At 68.0% G+C, this 25,055-nt stretch carries 19 protein-coding genes; 1 reads left to right on the top strand and 18 read right to left on the bottom strand.

From position 1 onward, the window contains the following. Window positions 1-20: 20 nt before the first annotated feature. The 11 genes from KF709_01285 to KF709_01335 all read right to left on the bottom strand — a co-directional run bounded on the left by KF709_01285 (window position 21) and on the right by KF709_01335 (window position 14,424). A complete protein-coding gene (locus tag KF709_01285) occupies window positions 21-812 on the bottom strand; it encodes a hypothetical protein (protein MBX3173021.1) in 792 nt (263 codons plus the stop codon). 157 nt (window positions 813-969) lie between these two features. After that, the gene (locus tag KF709_01290; protein ID MBX3173022.1) at window positions 970-3,537 is read right to left on the bottom strand and encodes a hypothetical protein; all 2,568 of its coding nucleotides are present in this window, start codon (window positions 3,535-3,537) and stop codon (window positions 970-972) included. 398 nt (window positions 3,538-3,935) lie between these two features. After that, the gene (gene accC, locus KF709_01295) at window positions 3,936-5,285 is read right to left on the bottom strand and encodes an acetyl-CoA carboxylase biotin carboxylase subunit (protein MBX3173023.1); all 1,350 of its coding nucleotides are present in this window, start codon (window positions 5,283-5,285) and stop codon (window positions 3,936-3,938) included. Further along, the gene (locus KF709_01300) at window positions 5,286-6,473 is read right to left on the bottom strand and encodes a PilT/PilU family type 4a pilus ATPase (GenBank protein ID MBX3173024.1); all 1,188 of its coding nucleotides are present in this window, start codon (window positions 6,471-6,473) and stop codon (window positions 5,286-5,288) included. Then, window positions 6,466-6,957 (bottom strand): acetyl-CoA carboxylase biotin carboxyl carrier protein, encoded by a 492-nt coding sequence (locus tag KF709_01305; GenBank protein ID MBX3173025.1) that lies wholly within the window; start codon window positions 6,955-6,957, stop codon window positions 6,466-6,468. Before KF709_01305 ends, KF709_01300 begins: the two co-directional genes overlap by 8 nt. 37 nt (window positions 6,958-6,994) lie before the next feature. Beyond that, window positions 6,995-8,092 (bottom strand): aminopeptidase P family protein, encoded by a 1,098-nt coding sequence (locus KF709_01310; GenBank protein MBX3173026.1) that lies wholly within the window; start codon window positions 8,090-8,092, stop codon window positions 6,995-6,997. After that, complete coding sequence (hflX, locus tag KF709_01315; GenBank protein MBX3173027.1) at window positions 8,089-9,369, bottom strand: GTPase HflX; 1,281 nt, start codon at window positions 9,367-9,369, stop codon at window positions 8,089-8,091. The genes KF709_01310 and hflX overlap by 4 nt, the downstream gene beginning before the upstream one ends. Window positions 9,370-9,521: 152 nt before the next feature. Beyond that, on the bottom strand, window positions 9,522-9,983 hold the full coding sequence (locus tag KF709_01320; GenBank protein ID MBX3173028.1) for an LEA type 2 family protein: 462 nt from the start codon (window positions 9,981-9,983) through the stop codon (window positions 9,522-9,524). A gap of 135 nt (window positions 9,984-10,118) precedes the next feature. Then, window positions 10,119-11,438, bottom strand: coding sequence for a replication-associated recombination protein A (locus tag KF709_01325; protein MBX3173029.1), 1,320 nt, complete (start codon window positions 11,436-11,438; stop codon window positions 10,119-10,121). A 53-nt stretch (window positions 11,439-11,491) separates the two neighbouring features. Beyond that, window positions 11,492-11,941 (bottom strand): 3-dehydroquinate dehydratase, encoded by a 450-nt coding sequence (locus KF709_01330; GenBank protein MBX3173030.1) that lies wholly within the window; start codon window positions 11,939-11,941, stop codon window positions 11,492-11,494. Beyond that, window positions 11,938-14,424: a tetratricopeptide repeat protein gene (locus KF709_01335; protein MBX3173031.1), complete on the bottom strand. Its 2,487-nt coding sequence runs from the start codon at window positions 14,422-14,424 to the stop codon at window positions 11,938-11,940. The genes KF709_01330 and KF709_01335 overlap by 4 nt, the downstream gene beginning before the upstream one ends. Window positions 14,425-14,617: 193 nt before the next feature. On the opposite strand from KF709_01335, the gene KF709_01340 reads away from it, so the two are divergent. Continuing rightward, window positions 14,618-16,453, top strand: coding sequence for a SurA N-terminal domain-containing protein (locus tag KF709_01340; GenBank protein MBX3173032.1), 1,836 nt, complete (start codon window positions 14,618-14,620; stop codon window positions 16,451-16,453). 144 nt (window positions 16,454-16,597) lie between these two features. Here the strand turns inward: KF709_01340 and KF709_01345 are convergent, their stop codons facing one another. From KF709_01345 to hutU, 7 genes are all read right to left on the bottom strand, one after another. Further along, window positions 16,598-16,849 (bottom strand): twin-arginine translocase TatA/TatE family subunit, encoded by a 252-nt coding sequence (locus KF709_01345; protein ID MBX3173033.1) that lies wholly within the window; start codon window positions 16,847-16,849, stop codon window positions 16,598-16,600. 10 nt (window positions 16,850-16,859) lie between these two features. Next, the gene (locus tag KF709_01350; protein ID MBX3173034.1) at window positions 16,860-17,141 is read right to left on the bottom strand and encodes a DUF4321 domain-containing protein; all 282 of its coding nucleotides are present in this window, start codon (window positions 17,139-17,141) and stop codon (window positions 16,860-16,862) included. Next, on the bottom strand, window positions 17,141-18,139 hold the full coding sequence (locus KF709_01355; GenBank protein MBX3173035.1) for a polyprenyl synthetase family protein: 999 nt from the start codon (window positions 18,137-18,139) through the stop codon (window positions 17,141-17,143). The genes KF709_01350 and KF709_01355 overlap by 1 nt, the downstream gene beginning before the upstream one ends. 2 nt (window positions 18,140-18,141) lie before the next feature. Then, window positions 18,142-21,000 (bottom strand): tetratricopeptide repeat protein, encoded by a 2,859-nt coding sequence (locus KF709_01360; protein MBX3173036.1) that lies wholly within the window; start codon window positions 20,998-21,000, stop codon window positions 18,142-18,144. 94 nt (window positions 21,001-21,094) lie between these two features. Then, window positions 21,095-22,375 (bottom strand): imidazolonepropionase, encoded by a 1,281-nt coding sequence (hutI, locus tag KF709_01365; GenBank protein ID MBX3173037.1) that lies wholly within the window; start codon window positions 22,373-22,375, stop codon window positions 21,095-21,097. Further along, on the bottom strand, window positions 22,372-23,346 hold the full coding sequence (locus tag KF709_01370; protein MBX3173038.1) for a radical SAM protein: 975 nt from the start codon (window positions 23,344-23,346) through the stop codon (window positions 22,372-22,374). Before KF709_01370 ends, hutI begins: the two co-directional genes overlap by 4 nt. 7 nt (window positions 23,347-23,353) lie before the next feature. Continuing rightward, window positions 23,354-25,033, bottom strand: a complete 1,680-nt coding sequence (hutU, locus tag KF709_01375) for a urocanate hydratase (protein ID MBX3173039.1) — start codon at window positions 25,031-25,033, stop codon at window positions 23,354-23,356. Window positions 25,034-25,055: the final 22 nt, after the last annotated feature.

Consider the following 25,055-nt stretch of genomic DNA (forward strand, 5'->3'; position numbering starts at 1 on the left):
TCATCGCGGCATTGCGGGTGCTACCGATTCCTGACGGTATCCACGCTCACGAGCGCCCCGGGCTTCCGGCCGAAGATGATGCCCCCGCCGATGACCAGCGAGTTCAGCGTGTGTTTCTCGCGGTACACACGAAACTGCTCGTGCCGGAACCCAACCATCGCCGTGATTGGCAAGCGCGACGCCGTCCACGCCAGCGACTCCTCGATGTGCCAGCCCCAGAGCTGCGGCTTTGGAGTCCGCGACTCCGGCAGTCCGAAGTAGCGCACGAGGCGCGACGCGAGCGAGAACCCGCCATCGCCGAGGTTCACGCGCGAGCGGATGGACGGACTGAAGAACGCGAAGGTCGAGTCGTAGGCCCGGTGGTTCGTGAGATCCAGTCCCTGGCGGTAGCCGAGTCCGAGCCCCACGGCCAGCTCGCGCTGCCCCAAGAGCAGCTCGATGTCGCTGTAGGCCGGCGTGGACTGCCCCGCCGAGATCACGCGCCCGCCGACGCCGAGCCCGCGACCATGCAGCGGTTGGATGCTGCCCTCGACGCCAACCATCGCTCCCTTGTAGGTGGGCGTCTCGAAGAACCCGGACCCCCTGATGCTGTTGGTCGTGATGTGGCTGCTCACCAACGCCTGCACGAAGTACGGGCTCTCATTCTCCGCACTAGTCGGCACGATGACCTGCGGCCGCGGCCCGCTGTCGGCCTGCACGACGGGCGTCCCATCCGGCAACGTGGCGTCGGGGATGGTCTCCGGCGGCTTTCGCTTCAGGCAGCCGGATAGGGCGGCAGCCAATATCAGCAACGGCAGAGAGAATCTGGTCATCGTGAACAGAACCTAGCGTCGTGTTATTGAAAGTATGAAACAGCATTTGCCACGGAGACACGGAGACACGGAGAACGGCAATGCTGGTGCTGTTCTCCGTGTCTCCGTGTCTCCGTGGTTTAAAGCTGTTGACCTTACCGAGCCGAGGGCCGATGCGTCACGCCGCGCTGCGCTCTCCGGCAATCCGGTCCAGATCCTCGAGGCCAACCAGGACATCACGCGGCTTGGACCCATCCGGCGGTCCCAGTACCCCGGCCAGGTGCAGCTGGTCGATGATCCGCGCCGCCCGCCCGTACCCGATCTTGAGCCGGCGCTGCAGCAACGACGTCGACCCACCCTGGTGCTGGATGCACACCTCGGCCGCCTCGCGGAACAGCTTGTCGCGGTCGCCAATCTCCTCGGCGCTCTCCTCCCCGCCCCCAGCCTCCGCAGCCTCCAGCGCCTTCACGCGCTCGAGGATGTCCCCCTCGCTGGCGAACTCGTCCGTCGCAATCAGCCCCTCGGCTTCCATCGCCTGCTTGCGGGCTTCCTTGCGGTCCGTGTACCAGCCCATCAGGCGCTCCGTGTCCTCGTTCGACAGGAACGCACCCTGCAGCCGGTTCGGTTCACTCTTGCCCGGCGGGATGAACAGCATGTCGCCGTTGCCGAGCAGGGACTCGGCACCCATGCCGTCGATGATCGTGCGGCTGTCGATCTGCGAGGCCACCCGGAACGCGATGCGGCTCGGGAAGTTCGCCTTGATCAGGCCCGTGATGACGTTCACCGACGGCCGCTGCGTCGCCAGGATCAGGTGGATGCCGATCGCGCGCGCCTTCTGCGCCAGCATCGCCAGTGGCGTCTCGACCTCGGCGGCCACCGTCATCATCAGGTCCGCCAGCTCGTCGATCACCACCACGATGTACGGCAACACGCCGCCCGTGTACGTGCGGTCCTCGAAGCCTACGTTCGGGTCCTTCGGCTTCTTGAGCTCGGCCCCGTCACGCACCTTCGTGTTGAAGTCCTGGATGTTGCGCGCGCCATTCTCCGCCAGCAGCGCGTAGCGATCCTGCATCTCCAGCACCGCCCACTTGAGCACGGAGGCAGCGTCGCGGTTGTCCGTCACCACCTTGTGCCGCAGGTGCGGCAGCACGTTGTAGACCGAGAGCTCGACCATCTTCGGGTCCACCATCAGGAAGCGCAGCGTCTTCGGCGTGTGCCGGTAGATCAACGACGTGATGATGGTGTTCACGCAGACCGACTTGCCCGAGCCCGTCGCGCCGGCGATCAGCAGGTGCGGCATCTTCGCCAGGTCGGCGATGACCGGCTTGCCCTCAAGGTCGCGGCCCAGGCCGATGGGCAGCGCCATCGGCTTGTTCTGGTACTCGCGGCTTTCGATCATGTCGCGGAAGGCCACCATCTCCGGCGAGGGGTTGGGCACCTCGATGCCCACCGCGCCCTTGCCCGGGATCGGCGCCACCACGCGGATGCTCGGCGCGCGCATCGCCAGCGCCAGGTCGTTCGAGAGATTCGCGAACTGGCGCACCTTCACGCCCGGCGCGGGCTCGATCTCGAACTGCGTCACCGTCGGCCCGCTGGTGCGGCCACTCAGCGTGCCGTCGACCTTGAAGGTCTTCAGTGACTCGATGAGCTTGGCGCCCATCGCGTCCAGTTGCGCGCGATTGGCTTCCTCGTTTGTCGGCGGGGCCGGCGTGAGGAGGTCGGGGGCTGGGAGGGCGTGCTCTTCTTCCTTGGACGAAGAACGGAGAACAGAGGACGGAGGCTGGTGGCCTTCGTCGTCCGGCTCGGCCTTCTCCTTCTTTCCCTTCTTTCCCTTTCCCTTCAGGGCGAGCTGCGGGTTCTCCGGCGTCTCGTCCACCAGCGTGATGAACGGCGCCTTGTCGCCAGCACTGCTGTCGCTTTCGTCCTCCGTCCTCCGTCGTTCGTCCTTCTTCGCGGCCAGCCCCATCAGCGAGTAGTCCGCCGAGGGCATCTCGTCCGCGTCGGGCTCCAACTCCTCGGCCTTGGTGACCGTGTCGCCCGCGGCGGCAACCTTCGGCGCGCGTCGCCCGATGTTGAGCAGCGCCCGCACCGGATTCCAGCCGAGCGTGACGGCGGCCAGCGCCGAGAAGGCGATGGCGATGGCGATCCAGGCGCCGGCGGTGCCGAGCACGCTCTGGATGTAGAAGGCGGCAAAGGAACCCCAGAGGCCGGCGAGCACGTCGGGCGTGCCGGCCGGGATGGTGCCGAGCCGCGCGAGGCCGGCGGCCACGGGGATGACACCCGCCAGGCCGATGGTGAACACGAGGAAGCGTTGGTCATCGCTCTGCTCGAGGCGGCCGAGCAGGCGCAGGCCGTGGACCGCCGGGATTAGCGGCACCACCGCGGCAGCGATCGCGCCGACGAGCCCCAGCACGGACCAGCGGATGCAGCCGCCCACGGGTCCGAACGCTCCACCGGCAGCCGCACAGGACTCGGTGTAGTCGGGCGTGCGGCCGAAGACCAAGGCCCCGGCGATGAACAACGCGCCGAGCAGGAGGGCGATGCCGGAGGTCTCGCGCAGCACGAAGCGCTTGCGGGCGTCGCGGGCGATGGCCTGTTGCTCGTGCTCGGCCTCGTTTGCGATGCCCTTGGCGCCCTTTGTCGGGGTCGGCTCCTCGGCGGCCTTACGGATACGGGACCGCCGCGGCTGGGGGGCCAGCGGGGAGTCGGCAGGGGGGAGGTCTTCGAGGGCCGGCTTTCGGGGCATTCGTCTCGAGGGGTCGGGGGACAACTATGAGACGATTCGGGAGCCTTTCGGGAAACGTCCCGGAAGGCGATGCGGGATGCGAACTACGATGCGGGCCAACGGCGCAGAGGGCAGCGGGAACGGAATGCGGGATGATGCGGGGCTCGGGACCTGATGCGGGAGAGGATGCGGGGGTGGATGCGGGGCGGATGCGGGATGCGGGATACGGGGAGGGGGTGGCTCCCAACCCCCGAGCGAAGGGCCCTACTGCCGTAGCAAGAGACTCATCGCAACGCGATGAGGCTCGCAGCGTGTAAGGCAGAGGGCCCGCAGCCGGGGGTTGGAAGCCACCCCCGTCCGCGGGCCCAATCTCAAACCAGCCCAATCTCAATCAGAACACTCCAAGACCAGCAGGACACTCAGGAAAAGAGGTCCGCCCCTTCCTGCTCCAGAAACTTCGTGTGCACATCGCCTTCCACGAACTTCGGATGATTCATCAACGTGCCAAGGAACGGAATCGTCGTCGTCACGCCCTCGACCACGAAGGTCTCCAACGCAAGCTTCATCTTGGCAATCGCCTCGGGCCGATCGCGCCCGTGCACGATCAACTTGGCGATCATCGAGTCGTAGAACGGCGGCACCGTGTAGCCCGCATATGTGTGCGTATCCACGCGCACGCCGTTCCCGCCCGGCATGTGGAACACCTCCACCTTGCCCGGGCTCGGCTGGAAGTTACGCTTCGGGTCCTCGGCGTTCACGCGGCACTCGATCACGTGCCCGTTCAGCGTCGGCGTGCCGCGCACCGAGAGCGGCAGGCCCGCGGCCACGCGGATCTGTTCCTTCACGAGGTCCACGCCCGTGAGCATCTCCGTCACCGGATGCTCCACCTGGATGCGCGTGTTCATCTCCATGAAGTAGTACGAGCCGTCCTCGTCGAGCAGCATCTCGATCGTGCCGGCACCGACGTAGTCGATCGCCTTGGCACCCTTGACCGCCGCCGAGCCCATCTTGGCGCGGAGTTCGGTGGTCATCACCGGGCAGGGGGCCTCTTCCACCAGCTTTTGGTGGCGGCGCTGCACCGAACAGTCGCGCTCGCCGAGGTGGATCACGTTGCCGTGCTTGTCACCGAAGATCTGGAACTCGACGTGGCGCGGGCGCGTGAGATACTTCTCGACGTACACGCTGCCGTTGCCGAAGGCGGAGAGGGCCTCTGAGCGGGCGAGCTGGAACGAGCGCGCGAAGTCGTCTGAGTCCTTCGCCACGCGCATACCCTTCCCGCCCCCGCCGGCGGCGGCCTTGATGATCACCGGGAAGCCCATCTTCTCGGCGATGGCCAATGCCTCGTCGACGTCCTCCACCGGGCCCGGTGAGCCGGGCACCACCGGCACGTCATTGGCGATCATCGCCGCACGGGCCGCGGCCTTGTCGCCCATCGTGCGGATCTGCTGCGGCGTCGGCCCGATGAACGCGATGCCGCTGGCCGCGCAGGTCTCGGCGAACTCGGCGTTCTCGGCGAGGAAGCCGTAGCCCGGATGGATGGCGTCGGCGCCGGTGATCTCGGCGGCGGCAATCAGGCGCGGGATCTTGAGATACGACTCGCGCGCCGGCGCGGGGCCGATGCAGACGTCGTCATCGGCGAAGCGCACGTGCAGCGACTCGCGGTCGGCCTCGGAGTACACCGCGACCGTCTCCACGCCCAGCTCACGGCAGGCGCGGATGATGCGCAGGGCAATCTCGCCCCGGTTGGCAATCAGGACGCGCTTGAACACTTAGGTGGCGTCCTGCTGCAGGGAGTTCCAGTCGCCGCCGTCGGAGGTGCCGGCCACGCCCTGCACCTTGAGCGCGAACTCGGAGGGACTCGTCGAGGCGAACATCGCCGCCTCGTAGGAGATGACGCCCTTCTGGTACCAGTTCATCAGGGATTGGTCGAACGACTGCATCCCGTACTGCACCGTGCCCTCACGGATCAGGTCGGGGATGTTGAGCGCCTTGCTCGCGTCGCGGATGTTGTCGGCGACGGCCGCGGAGTTCACGAGGACCTCGCAGGCCGGGATACGGCCCGGGCGGTCGGCGCGCGGCACGAGGCGCAGCGAGACCACCGCCTGCAGGGCCGTCGAGAGCTGGAAGCGGATGTCCGCCTGCTCGTTGGGCGGATAGAACGACAGCACGCGGTTGATCGTCTGCGCCGCGTCCATCGTGTGCAGCGTGGAGAACACCATGTGGCCCGTGTCCGCGGCCTTGAGCGCGATCTCCAGCGTCTCGATGTCGCGGATCTCACCGATCATGATGATGTCCGGGTCCTGACGCAGCACGCGACGCAGCGCCTGCGAGAACGACGTCGTGTCCGTCCCCACCTCGCGCTGGTTGATGTGGCAGTTGATGTCGCGGTGCAGGAACTCGATCGGGTCCTCGATCGAGATGATGTTCGCGTGCCGGTTCTCGTTGACGTAGTGGATCATCGAGGCCAGCGCCGTCGACTTGCCGGAGCCCGTGATGCCGGTGACCAGCACGAGGCCGCGCGGCTTGAGCGCGATCTCCTTGAGCTTGGTCGGCAGGTTGAGCTCTTCCATGGTCATCGCCTGGAAGGCGATGGCGCGGAAGGCGTAGGCCAGCGAGCCGCGCTGTTGGTACACGTTCACGCGGAAGCGGCCGATGCCCGGCACGCCGATGGCGAAGTCGGCGTCCTTGGATTCGTCGAACTCACGCCGCTGCTTGGGCGGGATGATCTGCTCGCCGATGGAGCGCAGGTCCTCCGGCTTGAGCGCCGGCAGTTCCATCGGCACGAGTTCGCCGTTCAGGCGCATGGTGGGCGGCCGACCGATCTTGAGGTGCAGGTCGGAGCCGCCGCCCTGCACCATGTTCTGCAGCACGGCCTTAAAGTTGTACGGCGGTGCCGCAGGCGCAGCGGCCTTGGGGGCCGCCGCAGCTGCCGCCGGGGCCGCCTTCGGCTCAGCCATTGGGGTCCACGCGGAACAGCACCTGGCCGAACTCCACCGGATGTGCGTCCGAGGCCAGCACCTCGACGATCTTGCCCGAGACCTCGGACTCGATCTCGTTCATGATCTTCATCGCCTCGATGATGCAGAGCACCTGGCCCTTCTTCACCGACTGGCCCACGCTCACATAGGCCTTGGCGCCGGGCTCGGGCGCGCCGTAGAACGTGCCCACCATCGGCGACTTCACGTCCACGGTGTTGCTCGCGGCGGCCGGGGCAGCCGCCGCGGGTGCGGCCGCTGCCGGCGCGGCCGGAGCGGCAGCGGGCGCCGCGGCCATCGCCGGGGCGGGCGCCGCCATCGGCGCGGCCACCTGCATCGTGCCGCGCGCCACCGGCGTCTTGTTGAGCCGGATGCGCATGCCCTTGTCCGACGAGATCTCCAGCGAGTCCACGGTGGACTCGTCGAGCATCTCCAGCAGCTTCTTCACGTAGCGAAGGTCAATCATCTATGGCGATGTAAGTGGTGAACCGGCGGTCCAACCGTCAGCCCAACTGGATCAGCGCGCGCTCGAACGACGTCAGCAGCTCCGGACCCTCGGTCGTGAGCACCACGTCATCCTCGATGCGGACGCCTCCCCAACCTTCCAGGTAGATCCCAGGTTCGATGGTCACCACCGCACCCGGCGGCAGCGGGGACTCCGCCGACTTGGCCAATCGTGGCGCCTCGTGGATCTCCAAGCCGATCCCGTGCCCCAGCGAGTGGCCAAACGCGTCCCCGTAACCGCGGCGGTCAATGTACTGCCGAGCGAGCGCATCGGCATCCCGTCCGCGCATTCCGGCCCGAACACCGGCCGAAGCGCTCCCGTTGGCTTCCCGAACCACGTCGTGAACTTCCTGCTGGCGACCATCGGCGGCCCGCCCCACCACGAAGGTGCGCGTGATGTCCGAGCAGTAGCCCGCGCTGATGGCACCAAAATCGAAGAGCAACAGCTCGCCCTTCTTGATCACGGCCGCGCTGGCCCGCGCGTGTGGCAGCGCCGAGCGGGCGCCGCTGGCGATGATGGTCTCGAAGGGAAAGCCCTCGCTCCCCGCGTTCCGCAGTTCGTGCTCGAGAATGCCCGCGACGGCGAGCTCCGTCATCCCGCTGCGCACCTGCGGCAGCGTGGCCCCCAGGGCCTGCTCGGCGATGGCCACGGCGTCACGGATGTGGGCGATCTCGCCCTGGTCCTTCGACTCGCGCAGGATCTCGACGAGGTTGAGCGCGGGACGCCAACGCCAGCGCGTGGCCGCGGAGCCCTCACCGACCAATCGCGCGGCATCCTGGTGCGTGAGGTGCGCGCTCTCGAAGGCCACGACCTCGACGCCGGCCATCGCCTGCATCTCGGTCCAGCAGCGCGTCCACAGCGAGCTCGACTCAATCACCACGCGCACGGCCTCGGACACCTCGTGCTTCACCTGTGCGGCGTAACGGAAATCCGTCAGCAGCAGCGCATCCGTGTGCGTGACGACCACCAGCCCATTGGAGCCGCTGAAGCCCGTCAGGTAGCGGACGTTTGGCAGCGCCGAGACGAGCATGGCATCGAGTTCACTGGCCGCGAGCGAGGCGCGGAGCCGCTCCAGGCGGCCGGCGTGTGCGCTCACGGGGCGGAGGGGGCGCGCTGGGCCCCGTCGCGCTCGAGGCGCGCCAGCGCGCCAGGTTCGAAGCGGCCGCGTACGCGCATCACGCCAGCGTCGGCGTCGGCGACTGCGGTCACGGCGTCGCCGAGGCGATGCGCGTCGGCGAGCAGCTTGCCCTGGGTCATGGGGATGGCGAGCTCAACTTCCGGGCGGCGGTCGCGCAGCGCCTCGCGCAGCAGATCGCGCATCGGTTCGAGGCCCGACGCCGAACCCGATTCCTCCTCGCGCGCCGAGACGAAGATCGAGCCCGGCGCCAGATTCTCGATGCGCTCGCGCAGCGCCTGCCGCTGCTCCTCCGGCAGCGCATCCATCTTGTTGAACACGTACCGCATCGGCGTCTCGGCCACGCCCAGGTCGGCCAGCACATCGTCCACGACGAGTCGCTGTTCCTCCCACGAGGGATGGCTCGCGTCGATTACGTGCAGCAGCAGGTCGGCCTCGCGCACTTCTTCCAGGGTGGCGCGAAAGCTCGCCACGAGATGGTGGGGCAGCTTGCGGATGAACCCGACCGTGTCCGTGAGCAGCACGGACTCGTGGTCGTCGAGTACGACCTCGCGCGTGAGCGGATCCAGCGTGGCGAAGAGTCGGTCCTCGACGAAGACCTCCCCCGCGCGGCTGATTGCGCGCAGGATCGAGCTCTTGCCCGCATTCGTGTAGCCCACGAGTGCGGCGCGGAAGCTGCCCACGCGACCCGCGCGCTGCACCTCGCGTGCCTTGGCCACGTCGGCGAGCCGTTCCTTGAGCAGGCGAATGCGATGGCCAACGAGTCGCCGGTCGGTCTCCAGCTGCGTCTCACCTGGACCACGCACGCCGATGCCGCCGCGGAACTTCTCCAGGTGCGTCCACATCCGGATGAGCCGCGGCAGCGAGTACTCGAGCTGCGCCAGCTCCACCTGCATCCGCGCCTCCGCCGAACGCGCGCGCACGGCGAAGATGTCGAGGATGAGCTCGGCGCGGTCGATCACCCGCTTGCCCAACTCGCCCTCGAGATTCTTGCCCTGGGCCGGCGATAGCTCGTCGTCGAAGATGACCAGCGTCGCTTCCTTCTCGCCAATGAGCGTCTTCAGTTCCTCGACCTTGCCGCGGCCGATGTACGTGGCCGGATCCGGGCGGTCGAGCTGCTGCGTGAGCACGCCGACAACCACGGCGCCCGCGGTGTCCGTGAGCCTCGCGAGTTCCTCGAGGTGCTCGTTGACGTGGTGCCGCGCATTGGACCGCTTCACGGGCGCACCGACGAGCACGGCGCGTTCCTGGGGCGGTTGGAGGTCGATGAGGTCGCGGATAGGACGAAGGTCGGAGGACGCAGGACGAAAGCAAAGGGCCAACTGCGCGAGGCGGTTGGCCCTTGAATCTAACGTTGGCTCTGGTGGTACAGCGGGGAACGGCCGCTCCCTCAGGGCATCCCTTCCACCCTCCCCCTCCCCGAGTACGGCCGCGTCACGCTGCCAAACGGCGTCACCAGCGTGAACTGCCCGATGACGCGGTAGTCGAGCGCGCCCTTCTTCGTGTACTCGCGCATCGCGATGTTGAGCTCGTTGAAGCCGAAGTTCACGGGGACGACGAGCGTCGCGACGCCGCGCTCCTCCAATGTCACGAGGCGATCGATCTCGCCGGTCACGACCCGCGTGGTGTCCACGAAGAACTCGTAGGTGATCTTGCGCGCGTCGATCCGATACTCGTTCGGATTCTGGATGTCGAGCGTGACGTCGAGCGTGCCGCCCGCAAGGCCGATATTGCGGACCTTCACATCGCGCACCTCGACCGTCGGCGCGGTGAAGGCCTGGCGCGCCAGCGTGGCGCAGCCAGCGGTCATCAACAGTGCCGCGCTCAGGGCGGCGATGGTCTTCGTGCGCATTGGATGCTTTCGCTGGTTGGTGAGTTTCTTGTCTTTGCCACAGAGGCACAGAGACACGGAGAATGCATCACTCAGGTTCGCTGGAGCCTCTCCGTCAGCCGAACCCTCTGTGCCTCTGTGTCTCTGTGGCCGCAGTTACCGATCTGGCCGAGAACCGGAATCAGACTCGCGCACACGGTCCCGCAACTCCTGCCACCACGCGAGCCGCTTGGCAATCTCCTTCTCCGTTCCGAACGCCGACGGCTCGTAGAACACGCGGGCCCGGACCTCGTCGGGAAGATAGTCCTGCGGCACGTACGCCTCGGGCGCATCGTGCGCGTACTGGTACCCATCGCCATAGCCCAGTTCCTTCATTAGGGCCGTCGGTGCATTGCGGATGTGCAGCGGGACGCCAGCAGCGGGCGTCTCCTGCGCGGCCGCCTGCGCCGCCTTCCACGCCAGATACACGCGATTGCTCTTGGGCGCCGTCGCGCAGTACAGCGCCGCCTCGGCCAGCGCGAGATGCCCCTCCGGCGAGCCGAGGAAGTGATAGGCATCCCGCGCGGCGATGGCGAGTTCCAGCGCCCGGGGATCGGCGAGCCCGATGTCCTCCGTCGCAAAGCGCACCGTGCGCCGCGCGATGTACAGCGGGTCCTCGCCGCCCTCGATCATGCGCGCCAGCCAATACAGCGAGGCCTGCGGATCCGACCCGCGCAGCGACTTGTGATAGGCCGAGATGAGATTGAAGTGCTGTTCGCCTGACTTGTCGTAGTGCGCCACGCGCGTCTGCAGCGCCTCGGCCAGCACGGCAGCGCCGATCTCGATGTTCGCCGCGCCCTCTCCGAGCAGCACGGTGGCCGCCTCAAGCACCGTCAGCGCACGTCGTGCGTCGCCATCGGACTCGCGCAGCAGCAGGGCCTCGGCGTCCGCCGCCAACGACAGCCCGCGCGCGCCGAGTCCGCGGTCGGCATCCGTCAGTGCGCGACGCAGCACGGCCGCCAACGCATCCTCGGACAGCGCCTCGAGCACGAACACGCGGAGGCGCGAGAGCAATGCACCGTTCAACTCGAAGCTGGGATTCTCCGTCGTCGCGCCGATCAGCGTGAGCAGGCCGCTCTCCACGTGCGGCAGCAGCGCATCCTGCTGCGCGCGGTTGAAACGATGGATCTCATCCACGAACAGCACCGTGCGGCGCCCGAGGGCGCGGCGCTTCTCTGCGTCAGCCACGACCTCACGCAGGCGAGGCACACCGTCGGTGACCGCGCTGAAGGGCACGAACTCGGCGTCGACGTGCCGCGCGACCAAGCGCGCGATGGTCGTCTTGCCCGTGCCCGGCGGGCCCCACAGCAAGATCGATCCCGTGTCGCCGCGCTCGATGGCGACGCGCAGTGGTCGCCCGGGACCGAGCAGGTGCTCCTGCCCGGCGACTTCGTCGAGATCGCGTGGCCGCAATCGAGCGGCGAGTGGCGCCTGCAGGGGTCGTTCGAAGAGGCTAGGGCTCGGCGAGGTGGGCACGCCCCAATCTACCGCTAGACGGCGGCGTCGCCCCCGCCAAGGGCCCGCACGAGTCCGCGAAGGCCCAGCTCGTAGCTATCGGGGCCGAAGCCTGCGACCACAGCCAGCGCACCCGGCGCCAGGTGCGAGATGCGACGTTCGGGCTCGCGCGCGTAGATGTTCGAGAGATGCACCTCGACGTATGGCAGCTGCACGCCGACCAGCGCGTCGCGCAGCGCCAGCGACGTGTGCGTCCAGGCTCCGGCGTTCACCAGCGCGCCGGCCACCACGCCGCGGCAGTTGTGGATCGCTTCCAGCAGCCGCCCTTCCTCGTTGAACTGCGAGAAGAGCAGCGTCACACCCAGCTCCTGCCCTACGCGTTCGAGGTGCGCCTCGATCTGTTCCAGCGTCGTCGTGCCGTAGATCTCCGGCTCACGAATGCCGAGCAGGTTGAGGTTCGGCCCGTTCAGGACCGCAATCCTCACGGCTTGAGCCCGTGCAGCCAGTCCTGGAACTGGCCGAGGTCGTCGTCGCCCGGCGGTTCCTGCGGCGCCGCGGCGTCGCCGGTGGGTGCGGTGGGCGAGAAGAACTGGTCGAACTTGAGCGACTGGGAGATGCGCGGCACCGACTTGCGCGGCGCACTCGGCGGCTCGGCGACCGGGTCGGTCGCGGCTCCGGCACCATCGAACAAGGCATCCAGTCCGGTCCCGCCGGACGGGCCCTCGAAGGTCGCGACGCTGGCGAGCACCTGGCCGGCGGATTCGTCGGCCGGGTCGCCGGGCTCGCCGAGCAGGGCGTCGAACGGCCAGCCGGTGTCGGCGGCGGAGCTTGACGCCGGCGCGGCCTCGGCACTCGCAGCTGCAGGTGCCGGCGCGACCTCGGGATCGGCAGCGGGCTCCGCCGCAGCAATCTCTGGTTGCGGCTCGGCGCCAGCTTCCACAATCGCCGCCGCTGGCGGCGGCTCAACGACAATCGGCGCAGGTGCTGCGGCAGCCGCCGCTCCGCGACGCGCGAACATCCCGAAGAACTCGCGCGCACTCGGCCCAACCGCCGCCGGAAGCTGCACGCCCTTGGCCGGCGTCGGGGTGCGCAGGCCAACCTCGCCGAAGTGCACATCGGCGAGCACGGCGTTGGCCGGAGCCGGTTCGGGCGGCGGCTCGTCGGCGGAGGGCGCCTCGAAGTCCGGCATCTCCTGCGCCTCGAGCGCGCTCAGCTTGGCGCGCAGCTCCGCGTCGTCCGGACTCTGCTCCAACAGTTGGCGATACACGTCGATGGCCTGCTGCCGGTGCCCCTGCTGCAGGTACAGCGTGGCCATCGTCTCGGTCGCGATGCTCGGCGTGCGCTTCGACTCCCGCGAGGCGGGCGTCTCAGTCGGGGTCGGGGTCGGGATCGGCGTCGCGGCGGCCGACTCGTCGGGGCCATCCTCAAGGCCATAGTCCGCCAGCAGCGGCAGCGACGCCATCGACGCCTTCGTCATGCGTGGCCGCGGCGCGGAGCCTCGCTCGGAGAGCGACGGGGGCTCCTCTTCTGGCGGAAGCTCGTCCAGCACAACCGGCGTCTCGGGCTCCGCTGACGCGGCCAGAGCGGTCGGTGGATCAGAGTCGACTGACGCGGCCGGCGTGGTAGGGGGCTCAGACTCCGCTGACGCGGCTGGGGCGGTCGGGGGCTCAGGCTCGATCGCCGGCTCCAGCTCACGAGCGGCCTCGGGCTCCACGACCGGTTCCGGCGCGAGGTCCGCGATCGGCGGGATGTCGTCCACTGCAGCTGGCTCCGCTTCGCTCGTGGCTGCCGGTGCATCCACTTCCATTGGCAGTTCGAGACCGGCAAGCGGCTCGGATGCGCCGTCGACAAACTCCGTCGACTCAAGGCCCGCCAGCGGAGCCGCGTCGGAGCTGAACTCCGCCAGCTCGAGCCCGTCCATCTCGCCGGAAGGCTCTGACAGCGACTCGCCCGCCCCCGTTGACTCAACTATCAACGCGCCTGCCGCATCGTTTGAGGGAGCTGACGGAACCGACTCCACCGTTGGGGCATCAGACACGTCTGGGGCACCCGACACGTCAAGGTCGCTGATGTCCAGAAGGTCGTCATCGCTGCCGGCGGCGTCGGCCGAGGTCATCGCATCGGGTGCGGGCCCGGCCTTCGGTTCGGCCATCGGCGTCGCCGTCGCGGCCAGCAGATTGACGTCGTCGTCGGTGCCGGTGCCCGGATCATCAAACGCGAACTCGACATCGATAAGCGAACCCGCGCCCGGCGAGTCCGCCGCGCCGGCGTCAGCCTCTGCTTCCGCGCGGTCGCGGTCCGCCAGGGACTGCGCATCGATGACCGCGGTCTTGCCCGGGCCGGCCGCCGTCTTCTTCGGCGGCGGTGCAGTCGGGAGATCGGCGTCAAGCATTCGCACGTCGACCGAAGCATCGCCGCGCGTCACGCGCACACTGTTGGTGACCGACAGGATCGAGGACGCCTCGGGCAGGGCCGGCGGAGGCTCCACATCGCCGATATCCATCAAGGTCACATCCGCGCCGAGAGTGTCGGCGGCGGACGCGGCGGGCGGCTGGCCCTCGGGAGTTGGCGCGCTACCGAGCTCCGCAACCAACGCGATGACTTCGTCATTGCGGCGGTCGAGCTCGAGCACGCGCTCGTACCACTTTCTGGCCTCGTCTCGCTCGCCGAGCAGCCGCGCCACGTCGCCAAGGTGGCGCAGGGCGATCAGGTTCTCGGGGTCGAGTTCGAGGGCCCGCTCGAATGGATCGCGCGCGTCCGCCGCGCGGCCGCCCTCATAGAGCGTCTGTCCGTAGACCACGAGACCGTTCAGGTTGCCCGGCTGCTCCCCCAAGTGCTTTTCGCACAGCAGGATGGCGCGATCCAAGAAGCCCGCCTTGCGGTACTCATTGGCGAGCGGCGCGAAGAACCGGCGGGGGTTCTCGTGGTAGCGCTTTCGGAGGTCCTCGATGCGCGCGTTGTCAGCCATCCGGAGGGGTCGGGATACGAGGGAAAACGGCGGGGTGCGGCCGCAGCGCGAAGATACCACGCGCGCGGAGCCCCAGTCAATCAGAAGTCTGCGTGTCGCTTGATTTTAGGCCTACTCGGCGGGTACGTTTCGAGGCTATTCCCTGCCCCTCTCCGGGCCCACTTTTCTACCGTTCGCGCAAGGATCGTCCGTCGTGCTGCAACAGATGCGTGGTGGTGTTGCGAAGTACATCTGGGTCGTGCTCTTCGTCGCCTTCGTCGGCGGCTTCCTGCTCGCCGACATGTCCGGCCTTGTCGGGATGACCGGCGTCACGCCGAACACCGTGGTTGCCAAGGTGAACGGCGAGGAAATTCCCTACCTGACCTGGGAGAACCTCACCCGGCAGCTGGTGCAGCAGCAGGAGCAGCAGACGGGACGCGCCACGACGATGGACGAGCGCCTGCAGCTGGAGCAGCAGGCATTCGACCAACTCGTGACGGAGATCCTCCTCCGTCAGGAATACGAGAGGCGGGGCATCCACGTCACGGACGCAGAGATCGTCACGGCGGCGCGCAACGCGCCGCCGCCGCAGTTCCTTCAGGCGCCGGAACTGCTGACCGAGGGCCGTTTCGACCCCGACAAGTACCAGCGCTTCCTGAACTCGCCGGTGGCCCGCCAACAGGGCCTGCTCGCGCAGCTCGAGGCGTACTACCGCTCCGAGATCCCGCGCGCCAAGCTGTTCTCGCAGCTGGCGGCGGAGACCTGGATCTCCGACGACGCCCTCTTCCAGGTCTACCGCGACGAGCGCGACACCGCGCGCGTGGCCTACGTGTCCTTCCGCCCGTCGCCGGCGCAGGTCGAGGCCGCACAGGTCAGCGACGCCGAGGCGCGGCGCTACTACGAACAATACAAGGGTCGCTGGAACCGCCCCGGCCGCGCGCTGGCCTCGGTGATCAGCGTGACCCGCATCCCGGCCGCCTCCGACTCGGCGCGCGTACTCGCCCGGGCGCGGGCGCTGCGCCAGGAGATCGTGAGCGGGGCCGCGAGCTTCGCCGACGTCGCGCGCCGTGAGTCGGAGGACTCCGTCTCGGCAGCCGACGGTGGCTCGCTGGGCCGTGGCCCGCGCGGGCGCTTCGTGGCCTCGTTCGAGAACGCGGCGTTCAACCTGCGGCTGAACGAAGTCTCGCAGCCGGTGCTCACGGAGTTTGGCTACCACCTCATCCAGCCCACCGAGCGGAAGGGCGACACGCTCGCGGTGCGGCATATCCTGCTTCGCGTGGCGCAGGGTGACTCGACGGCGACGATGTCGGACCGCGCGGCGGACCGCCTCGCGGCTATCGCGGCCGGCGCCAGCGACCCCGCCAAGTTTGACCAGGCCGCGCAGGAGCTCAACCTGCTCGTGACGCAGGTGCCGTTGCAGGAAGGCCAGACAGCGGCCTACCAGGCCCGCGGCGTGCGGGGAATCAGCGGCTGGGCCTTCTCGGGCTCCCGCGTTGGCGAGATCAGCGACCTGATCGACGACGAGAGCGGCTACTACCTCGTGCGCCTCGACTCGCTCACCCGCGGCGGCGACCAGCCCTTCGAGGCGGTGCGGGCCGACATCATCCAGGCACTCAAGGAGCGCAAGTCGGTCGAGGGCCTGCAGGCGCAGGCCGAGGCCTTCCTGGCCGAGGCGCGCGCGACCTCGCTGGCCGACGCCGCCCGCAAGTCCAGCTTCGAGCTCGACACCACGCGCGCCTTCAACCGCGCGAGTTTCGTCGAGGGCCTCGGCTTCTCGAACCAGGCCGTGGGCGCCGCCTTCGGCCTGCCGGTCGGTGACGTGGCCCTGGTAAAGACGGTCGACGCCATCTTCGTGATGCAGGTGGTGGAGCGTCGCGAGGCCGCGCGCGGCCCCTTCGAGGAACAGAAGGCGGACCTGCGCCGACAGCTGATGGCGAATGCCCGCGAGGATCGCTTGCGCCAGTGGCTGGAGTACCTGCGCCGGGATGCGGAGATCGTCGACCGGCGGATTGAGGTCAATGCGCAGCTCAGGCAGCAGGTGATTGAATAGCGGAATGCGGGACTTACAACTGCAGTTGTGAGTTGTGAGTCGTGAGTGATGAGTGAACAACGGATGCGGGGGAGCTGGCACCAAGCCGGCTCCCCCGCATCCATTGTTCACTCATCACTTACAACTCACAACTCACCACTGCCGTTAGAGCAGCCTCTTCGGCTCCTTCTCCACCGAATCATCATGCTTCACGGTCCGCTCGCCCCGATCCCCCTGAGGCAGGCTCCCCTGATCCGCCGGCGCGCTGATCTCGCGCTGCACCTCATTCATGTTCTTCTTGAATTCCTTGATGCCCTTGCCGAACGATCCGGCAATCTCCGGAATGCGCTTGGCCCCGAAGAGCAGCAGTACCACGATGAGACCGATAAAGAGTTCGGTCGGTCCGAGCCCAAACATCCCAACCTCCTTAGAACAGCGAACGCGCTACGAGATAGGCGGCGAGGACCCCGACCAGACTCAGCAACGAGACGTCGAGCGCGATGGGTCCAAGTCCGAACTTGATGATTACTAGATCCACCGACAAGGGGCCGAGGCTTGGCGTCACCCCCGTCGTCAAAAACTCCTTCACCGCGCCGGCCGGCAGGAAGATTCGCGCGAACTGCGTCAGGAACCCCCCCACCACGAATCCGATGGCGAGTACAATGGCGTGGTACCCCGGCCGATGCTTGGCAGACCCTTGGAGCGCCATCAGGCCCGCCGGTCGATCACGTACGCCAGCGCATCCGACAACGAGCGCTTGACCTCGGAGCTCGGAAGGTCGCGCAAGGCTTCCTCCGCCTCCGCCGCATAGCGCTCGCCCTGCGCGCGGGCCACGTCCAGTCCCCCGCACTCCGTCACGATGCCGACGACCTCGGCGATCGCCGCGTCACCCGGCGTCGGGTCCGCGAACAGCGCGTCTACACGCGCGCGCTGGCTGCGCGACATCCGAGGCAGCGCCGCGATCAGCGGCAGCGTCACCTTGTGCTCCTTCAGGTCGTTGCCCGTGGGCTTCCCCGTCACGGCCTCCTGCTCCGTGTAGTCGATCAGGTCGTCCGCCACCTGGAAGGCCATCCCGAGGCGCTCGCCGAAGGTGCGCATCTGCTGGCGGAACCGTGGGGCGCCGGCCAGCGCCCCCATCTCACACGCCGCGCCCACCAACGAGGCCGTCTTGGCGCGGATCAAGCGCGTGTAGTCGTCCTCCCCGAAGCTCAGCGCGTCGAAGCTGGCCAGTTGGCGCAGTTCGCCGACGGTCATCTCGTTCGAGGCTTCGGTGAAGATGCGCAACGGCTCCAGGTCCCCGAGCCGCACGAGTTCAGCGATGGCCTTGGAGAAGAGGAAGTCGCCCATCAGCACGGCGACCTGATGACTGAAGATCGCGTTGATGGTCGGCTGTCCACGCCGCAACACCGAATGGTCCACGGAGTCGTCGTGCACGACGCTGGTGAGGTGCACCAACTCCGCCACCGCTGCCAGCGGCACCGAGCGCGGCTCCGGCTTGCCTTCGATGCCCGAGGCCAGCAACAGCAGCGTCGGACGGAACAGCTTGCCACGCATCCCTTTGAGGTGCTGGTTGGCCGCGTCGATGATCGCGAGGTCCGCCTGGATGATGCGCCACATCTCCGCCGGCACCTGCTCGAGGCGCTCGCGAATCGGCGCCTGGATCTCCAGCAGCGCCGCCGCGACGGGCATCCGAAGATGGGAATCCAACGTCACGAGATCTGTTGCTCCACCGCGTTCAGGCGCTCGCCTACGTCACGGAACTGGATGTCCACCGCAAACACGCGCTCATAGTACTTCTTGGCGTCGGCAAACTTCTGTTGCTCCTCGGCAATCGCGCCGAGCAGGTAGAGCACCCCAACCAGCGACTCGTCGCCCACGCCCTTTTCCGCCAGCGCGCGTAGCAGGATCGTCGCGGCCACGGGCAGCTGTCCCTTCTCCACGAAGCAATGGCCCAGCGACTCATAGGTGCGCACGCGATGCGCACTGCCGCGCAAGGCCTTCTGGAACTCCGCGATGGCCTCGTCCAGCAGCCCCATCTCCTTGTACGCGACGCCGAGGTCGTAGTGGGCCTCGTGGTCCTCGTCCTCGACGTTGGCCGACACGCCCTCCTTGAATTTCTTGAGCATGTCCTCGAAGTCGGCCTGCTCGTCGCCGGTGGGCTCCTTTTCCTCGACGACCATCCGGGTGCTCTTCGGCGCGTCGTCCTCACGCAGCCAGTCTCCGAGCGAGATATAGTCGTCGCCGCCCGCGCCATCGCTCTCCGCACTGGGCGTGGCCGCCGACGCCGGTGTGGGTGCCGACGACGGAGTTGGTGCCGAGGGGTGCTCGTCCTTCGTGCCGGAGGCCCGCGCCGAGACGGTCGTCGAGGCGCGCGGTGTCGCCTCCTCCTCCGGGATGGCTTCGATGGCCGCCTGCGCCCGCAGGTCGTCGGGGTTGATGTCCAGCACTCGCTGGTAGACCGAGCGCGCCTTTTGCGCCTGGCCGTCCGCCAGCAGTGCGTCGGCCAACTCCACGTAGGCCTCGGCGAGGCGTTCGCGGTGATTCGCGCGGAATGCGTACTCCACGCGCATCTTGTGGTAGCGAATGGACGTCGGCTCGAGCCGCACGATCTCCTCGGCAATCGCGCCGGCGCTGTCGAGATCGCCCTCCTGCTCGTAACCGGCCATCGCGATCGCCAACTCCTCGATCGCATCGGCGCGCGGCCCCTGCTCGAGCAGCAGCTCCGCGTACAGTCGGCGCACCCCCCAGTTCTCCGGCTCCTGCACGACGCGCTCGCGCAGTTCCACCAAGCTCACCGCGGTGCTGGGCTCCTCGACCGAGGGCGCCTCGTCCTCAGGCGCGTCGCCGTCGGTGTGTTCTTCCGCGCTCGGCGGCTCCGCCGAGAACGGCTCGACGGACGACTGGTCGAGCAGTTCGTACTCACCACCGACGCCGTCCGGGGTATCGGAGAAGAACGACGTCGAGGGCACCGACGGTTCGACCTCGAGCTGGCCACTCCCTGGCTCGCCCATCTCCGATTCGGACTCGATCAGCGGGATCGAGTTATCGGCGGCGGCCTGCGCCGGCGCTGAGGGCTGCTCCGTGTCCGCGTCGGCCTCGCGCTCAGCATCGACCGCCTCATCACCGGAGGGCCCTGCGTCAGTTGACGCAGCCTCCGCCGGTTCAGCGCTGGCGTTGGCCTCGCTCTCGGCCTCTGCCGCTTCCTCGGCCTCGGCGAGATCCTCCGCCAAGACCTGCGCGGAGAGCCGCTCGGCCATCGCCCGCGCCGCCAAGGTCGCGCGCGACGGAACGGTCGGCGGCTCCTCGACCGGCTCCGTGTCCTCGTCGCCCTCGTCATCCTGATCGGCGTCCGCGGCGCCCACCTCGGGCTCGGCGACCGGAACCGGCGACTCGGCCGTCGCCTGGATCTCAATCAGTTCGATCTCGTCCGCGGCGTCGGCCGACTCAGCGTGTGCCGTCGGCTCGACCTCCAGAACGGGGATCTCCACATCATCAGCGACTTCTCCGATGGAGGTTGCCTCAACCTCGAGCGACTCCACCTCGATTTCCTCGACTGACACATCCTCGCCAAGGCTCGTCGCCTGGAGATCCGAGCGCGTGGTGCGCGGCGCGGGGATATCCTCTTCGCTGACCGTGGGCTCGATCTCCAGCACCGGCGCTTCGTCAGCCGGCGGCGCAGCAGCCGCTGGAGGCTCCACGACGGGCGGCTCCGCGGCGGGCGGTTCCGGCTCGGGCGGCTCGACTGCCGGCTGCGGCGCGGCTGGTGTCGGCGTGGCGCGAGCGGCCGGCGGAGGCGCGAGCGTCTCCGGCGTCAGCAACTGCAGGCCCTCGACCGCCTTGGTGACGCGCTGGAGTTCCTGCTTTGACTGCTTGCGGGGCTTCGGCTCGTCGACATCGAGGAAGACCAAGCCGCCGCCACCGCCCCCCGACGAGGCATCGCCTGCCTTGGGCTCCACCGTCGGGTCAATCTCCTTCATCTTCGAGGCAAACTTCTCGGACTCGTCCTCGAGGCCGTCCGCCGTCGCCTGCGTGAACCCAAGCTGCAACTGCTCGATCGCCTCATCCTTGCGGTCGGCCTTGACCAACTGGTCTGCGAGCATCAAGCGGACGTCGTGTTGGTCCGGCACCAACTCGGCGAATTCCTTCAGGGCCTTGAAGGCATCATTGAGATTCCCGGCCTTCTGCTGGCGACTCGCGTACTCCAGGAAGTTCTGGCGTGCGTCGCCCTTGAAGCCCTTCTCCGCGTGGATCTTCCCGAGCTTGTAGTAGACCAGGGTGCGCCCGGGCGACTGCCGGAGAATCTTGTTGCAGAGGGCGATTGCCGGGTTGAAGAAGCCACCGTCCGTGTAGTGGTCGACCGCCCGCTCCCAAATGGAGACGGCCTCCGGCAAGTTGCCGGACTTCTGCATCATGTCCCCCACGCGGTTGTACAGGGGGATATCGATGGGGTCTTCGTCGCCCGCCTCGTACGCCTCGATAATCTCGCGATAGACGTCGAGCGCCTTGTCGAGTTGCTTCTTGGCCTCGAGGTCGGCCGCCTTCTTCTTGAGCTTGACGATATCGGCCATTCGGGAAGACAGCGGGGAGACGGGGGCGGCCACCATAAAGCGCCAACGGCGCAAGTCCGTAAAACTACGCGCCAAACCCGTGCGGTGACAAGCGTTAGGCCCTGTCGGCGAGCCCCACGGCCGTCTTGCCGCCAACCCAGGTCGCGACACAGTGCCTATCCCCGTACCAATACGGGATTTCGCGATGGTCGCGGACGTCGAACAAGGCGAGGTCGGCGCAGTACCCGGGAGCGATTTGACCCAACTCCCCGGCCAGCCCAAGCGCGGCGGCCCCATTCACCGTCGCGGCCACGAAGGCCTCGGCCACACTCAGCCGCAACTGGCTCACGCCCAGCGTGAGCACGAGCGGCAGGTTGCCGGAGGGGCTGGTGCCCGGATTGAAATCCGAGGCGAGCGCCACGGCGCAACCTGCGTCCAGCAGCGCCCGCGCAGGCGCCTGCTTCGGCCTGCCGAGAAAGAGCATCGTGCCCGGCAGCAGAGTCGCCACCGTGTCGGCGGCCGCCAGAGCCTTGATGCCGTCGGGCGAGATCGCCGCCAAGTGGTCAGCCGAGGTCGCGCCGAGCTCGGCGGCGAGTTCTGCGGCCGCCGCGTGTTCGAGCTCATCTGCGTGCAGCTTGAGCAGCAGCCCATGTCCGCGGGCCGCGGTCAGCAGGCGCCGCGCTTCATCGGCCGTGTAGACCCCGGGCTCGCAGAACACATCGCAGAAGCGCGCCAGACCCTTGCGCGCCACGGCCGGCAGCATCTCGTTGATGACCAGGCCCAAATAGTCCTCGCGACTGCGCGGCGCCTCGCGGTACTCCAACGGGATCTCGTGTGCGCCAAGGAACGTGGGCACGAGGCGGATCGGCAGTTCCTGTTGCAGGCGCCGGATCGCACGCAGCGTGGTGAGCTCGGAGTCGAGCGAGAGACCGTAGCCCGACTTCACCTCGACGGTCGTGGTGCCGTGCGCCGCGAGGCGCATCAACCGCGGTCGCGCGAGGGCGACGAGTTCGTCCTCGCTCCGCTGGCGCAGGTCGCGCACCGAGCTGTGGATCCCGCCGCCGCGCTTGGCGATCTCGAGATAGCCCACACCCGCCGCGCGCAGCTCCTGTTCCTCGTAGCGCGGCCGTCCAAAGATCGCGTGCGTGTGCGAGTCCACGAATCCCGGCGCCAGCACGCCGCCGCTGCAGTCCACCTCGTGTGCACCACGATGCGTTGCACGAAGCTCTGCATCCGCCGCCACGTCGAGAACCTTGCCACCGGCATCGACCGCGACCCCGACCCCCTTTCGCACCACGGCGTCCCGCATCTCGGGGCCACGCCGCGCGCGTCCGGGGCCCGCGCAGGTCAGGACCTCGGCGGCGTTCACAAACAGCTGCGTTGCGGAAACACTCACGGGGATGCCACCAGGTCTTGAAAGCGATTCAACCGCAGCGGCGCCTGCGCCTCGCCGCGACAGGCGTAGAAGCAGCGATCACAGTCGATCGGTGCATAGCCGTCGTACGTGGACCAGTGCCCGTCCGCGGGAAAGTCCGGACAGCGCCGCACCTGCCCAAACGGGTTGATGTGGATCGTGTCCTGCCCCGAGCGGCAGGGCTCATTGAGCTCGCCGCGGAGATAGTGCGGGATCTGCCCGATGTAGTGGTCCGAATTCGAGATCGTGCCGCGTCGCCCGCGCTTGAAGGCCAGCAGCTCGCGCACCAGCTCGTCCACGCGCGCCAATTGCTCGGGACGCACCAGGTGCTCGCGATTGCCGTTCTTGAAGTCCGTGTACACGCTGAGGTTCACACCCACACGCATCCGCTCGGCCTCGCGCACCAGCGGCATCACCTCGTCGAGGTTGTCGTCCTTGATGACCGTGTTGAAGCGCACGGTCATTCCTTCGGCGCGCATCGCCGGGGCGACGGCGAGGATCTTCTTGGTGAGGCCGGGAATTCCGCGCGCCGCATCGTGGCGCCCATCGAGATAGTCCAACGAGATGTTGAACTGCCCGATGCCAGCCGCCCACAGCGAGCGCGCGCGATCGACCGAAAGCATCGCCCCGTGCGTGATGATCGTCGTGTACTTGGTGCGAATCGCGCGGTCCACGGCGGAGACCAGATCCTCGAGGTCGCTGCGCAGCAGCGGCTCGCCGCCGGTCCAGGTGATGAGCATCGGATTGAAATGCCGCGCCGCATCCACGAACGAGCGCAACTCCTGCGCCTTCTCCTCCGCCGGCGTCTTCCAGTAGTCGCAGAAGCCGCAGCGCGCGTTGCAGCGCATCGTGACCTCGAAGTGCACGAGCACCGGCCGACGCTGCAGGCGGAGCTTCGCGTACTTGTAGCTGAAGGGAACGAGGTCCCAGGGCTTGAAGCGGGTGCTCAGCACGCCGCGCTCAGGCCGTGCCCAGCATCGGCAGCTTGAGGCCCGTACGCCTCGCCGTCTCGATGGCGATGTCGTAGCCCGCATCCGCGTGACGTGCCACGCCCATCCCGGGATCGTTGGTCAGCACCCGCTCGAGTCGCTGACGCATCTCGTCCGTGCCGTCCGCGACGATCACCTGCCCCGCGTGCAGCGAATTGCCGATGCCCACACCGCCGCCGTGGTGGAAGCTCACCCAGCTCGCACCGCCCGCCACGTTCACGAGGGCGTTGAGGATGGCCCAATCGGCGACGGCATCGGTGCCATCCTTCATCCCCTCGGTCTCGCGGAAGGGCGAGGCCACGGAGCCCGTGTCGAGGTGGTCGCGCCCGATCGCGATTGGCGCCTTCAACTCGCCCGTGGCCACGAGGTCATTGAGCGCGACGCCGAACTTCGCGCGATCACCCTGCCCCAGCCAGCAGATTCGCGCGGGCAGCCCCTGGAAGTGGATGCGTTCGCGCGCCATCGTGATCCAGCGCTTGAGGTGTTCGTCGTGGGGGAACATCGACAGCACCAGTTCATCCGTCCGCGCGATGTCGGCCGGGTCGCCGGAGAGGGCGGCCCACCGGAACGGGCCCTTGCCTTCGCAAAACAGCGGCCGGATGTACGCCGGCACGAAGCCGGGGATCTCGAACGCGTCCTTCAAGCCAGCGTCAAAGGCCACCGTGCGGATGTTGTTGCCGTAGTCGAAGGCGATCGCGCCCGCCTGCTGCATCGCACGCATAGCGCGCACGTGCGCCACTGCGCTGGCCGTCGAGCGCTTCACATACTCGTTCGGATCGCTCTCACGCAGTGCCGCCGCGGCCTCCAACGACATGCCGTGCGGCACATAGCCGTTCAGCATGTCGTGCGCCGAGGTCTGGTCGGTGACCACGTCCGGTGTGATGCCCCGCTCCACCATCAGCGGCAGCACCTCCGCCGCATTGCCGACGAGGCCAACGGAGAGCCCGCGCTTGGCCTGTTGCGCCTCGCGGATCCAAGTCATCGCCTCGTCGAGATCCTCCGTCATCCGGTCGCAGTAGCCCGTGTCGAGCCGCTTCTGGATGCGCGTGGGATCCACGTCCACGCCAAGGATGGCAGCGTCGTTCATCGTCGCTGCCAAAGGCTGTGCGCCACCCATGCCGCCGAGCCCGGCGGTGAGCACGAAGCGGCCGGCGAGCGATCCGCCGAAGTGCTTGCGCGCCACGGCGCCAAAGGTCTCATAGGTGCCCTGCACAATGCCCTGCGAGCCAATGTAGATCCACGAGCCCGCCGTCATCTGGCCGTACATCATCAGGCCCTGGCGCTCGAGTTCGCGAAAGTGCTCCCAGGTGGCGAAGCGGCCGACGAGGTTGGAGTTCGCGATCAACACGCGCGGCGCGTGCACGCTGGTGCGGAACACCGCCACCGGCTTGCCGCTCTGCACGAGCAGCGTCTCGTCGTGCTCCAGCACGCGCAGGCTGGCCACGATGGCGTCGAAGGCCTCCCAGCTGCGCGCTGCCTTGCCGGTGCCGCCGTAGACCACGAGGTCGTCAGGGCGCTCGGCGACCTCGGGGTCGAGGTTGTTCATCAGCATGCGCAGGGCGGCCTCCTGCTGCCAACCCTTGCAGGAGATGGTCGTGCCGCGCGGCGCGCGAACGGTGCGGGGGGATGCGGTCGTGGCCATCCGTGCAATCTACTCGCCCGATGGCTGACAG

The organism is Gemmatimonadaceae bacterium, assembly GCA_019637445.1.
In the GTDB taxonomy this organism is placed as follows: domain Bacteria; phylum Gemmatimonadota; class Gemmatimonadetes; order Gemmatimonadales; family Gemmatimonadaceae; genus Pseudogemmatithrix.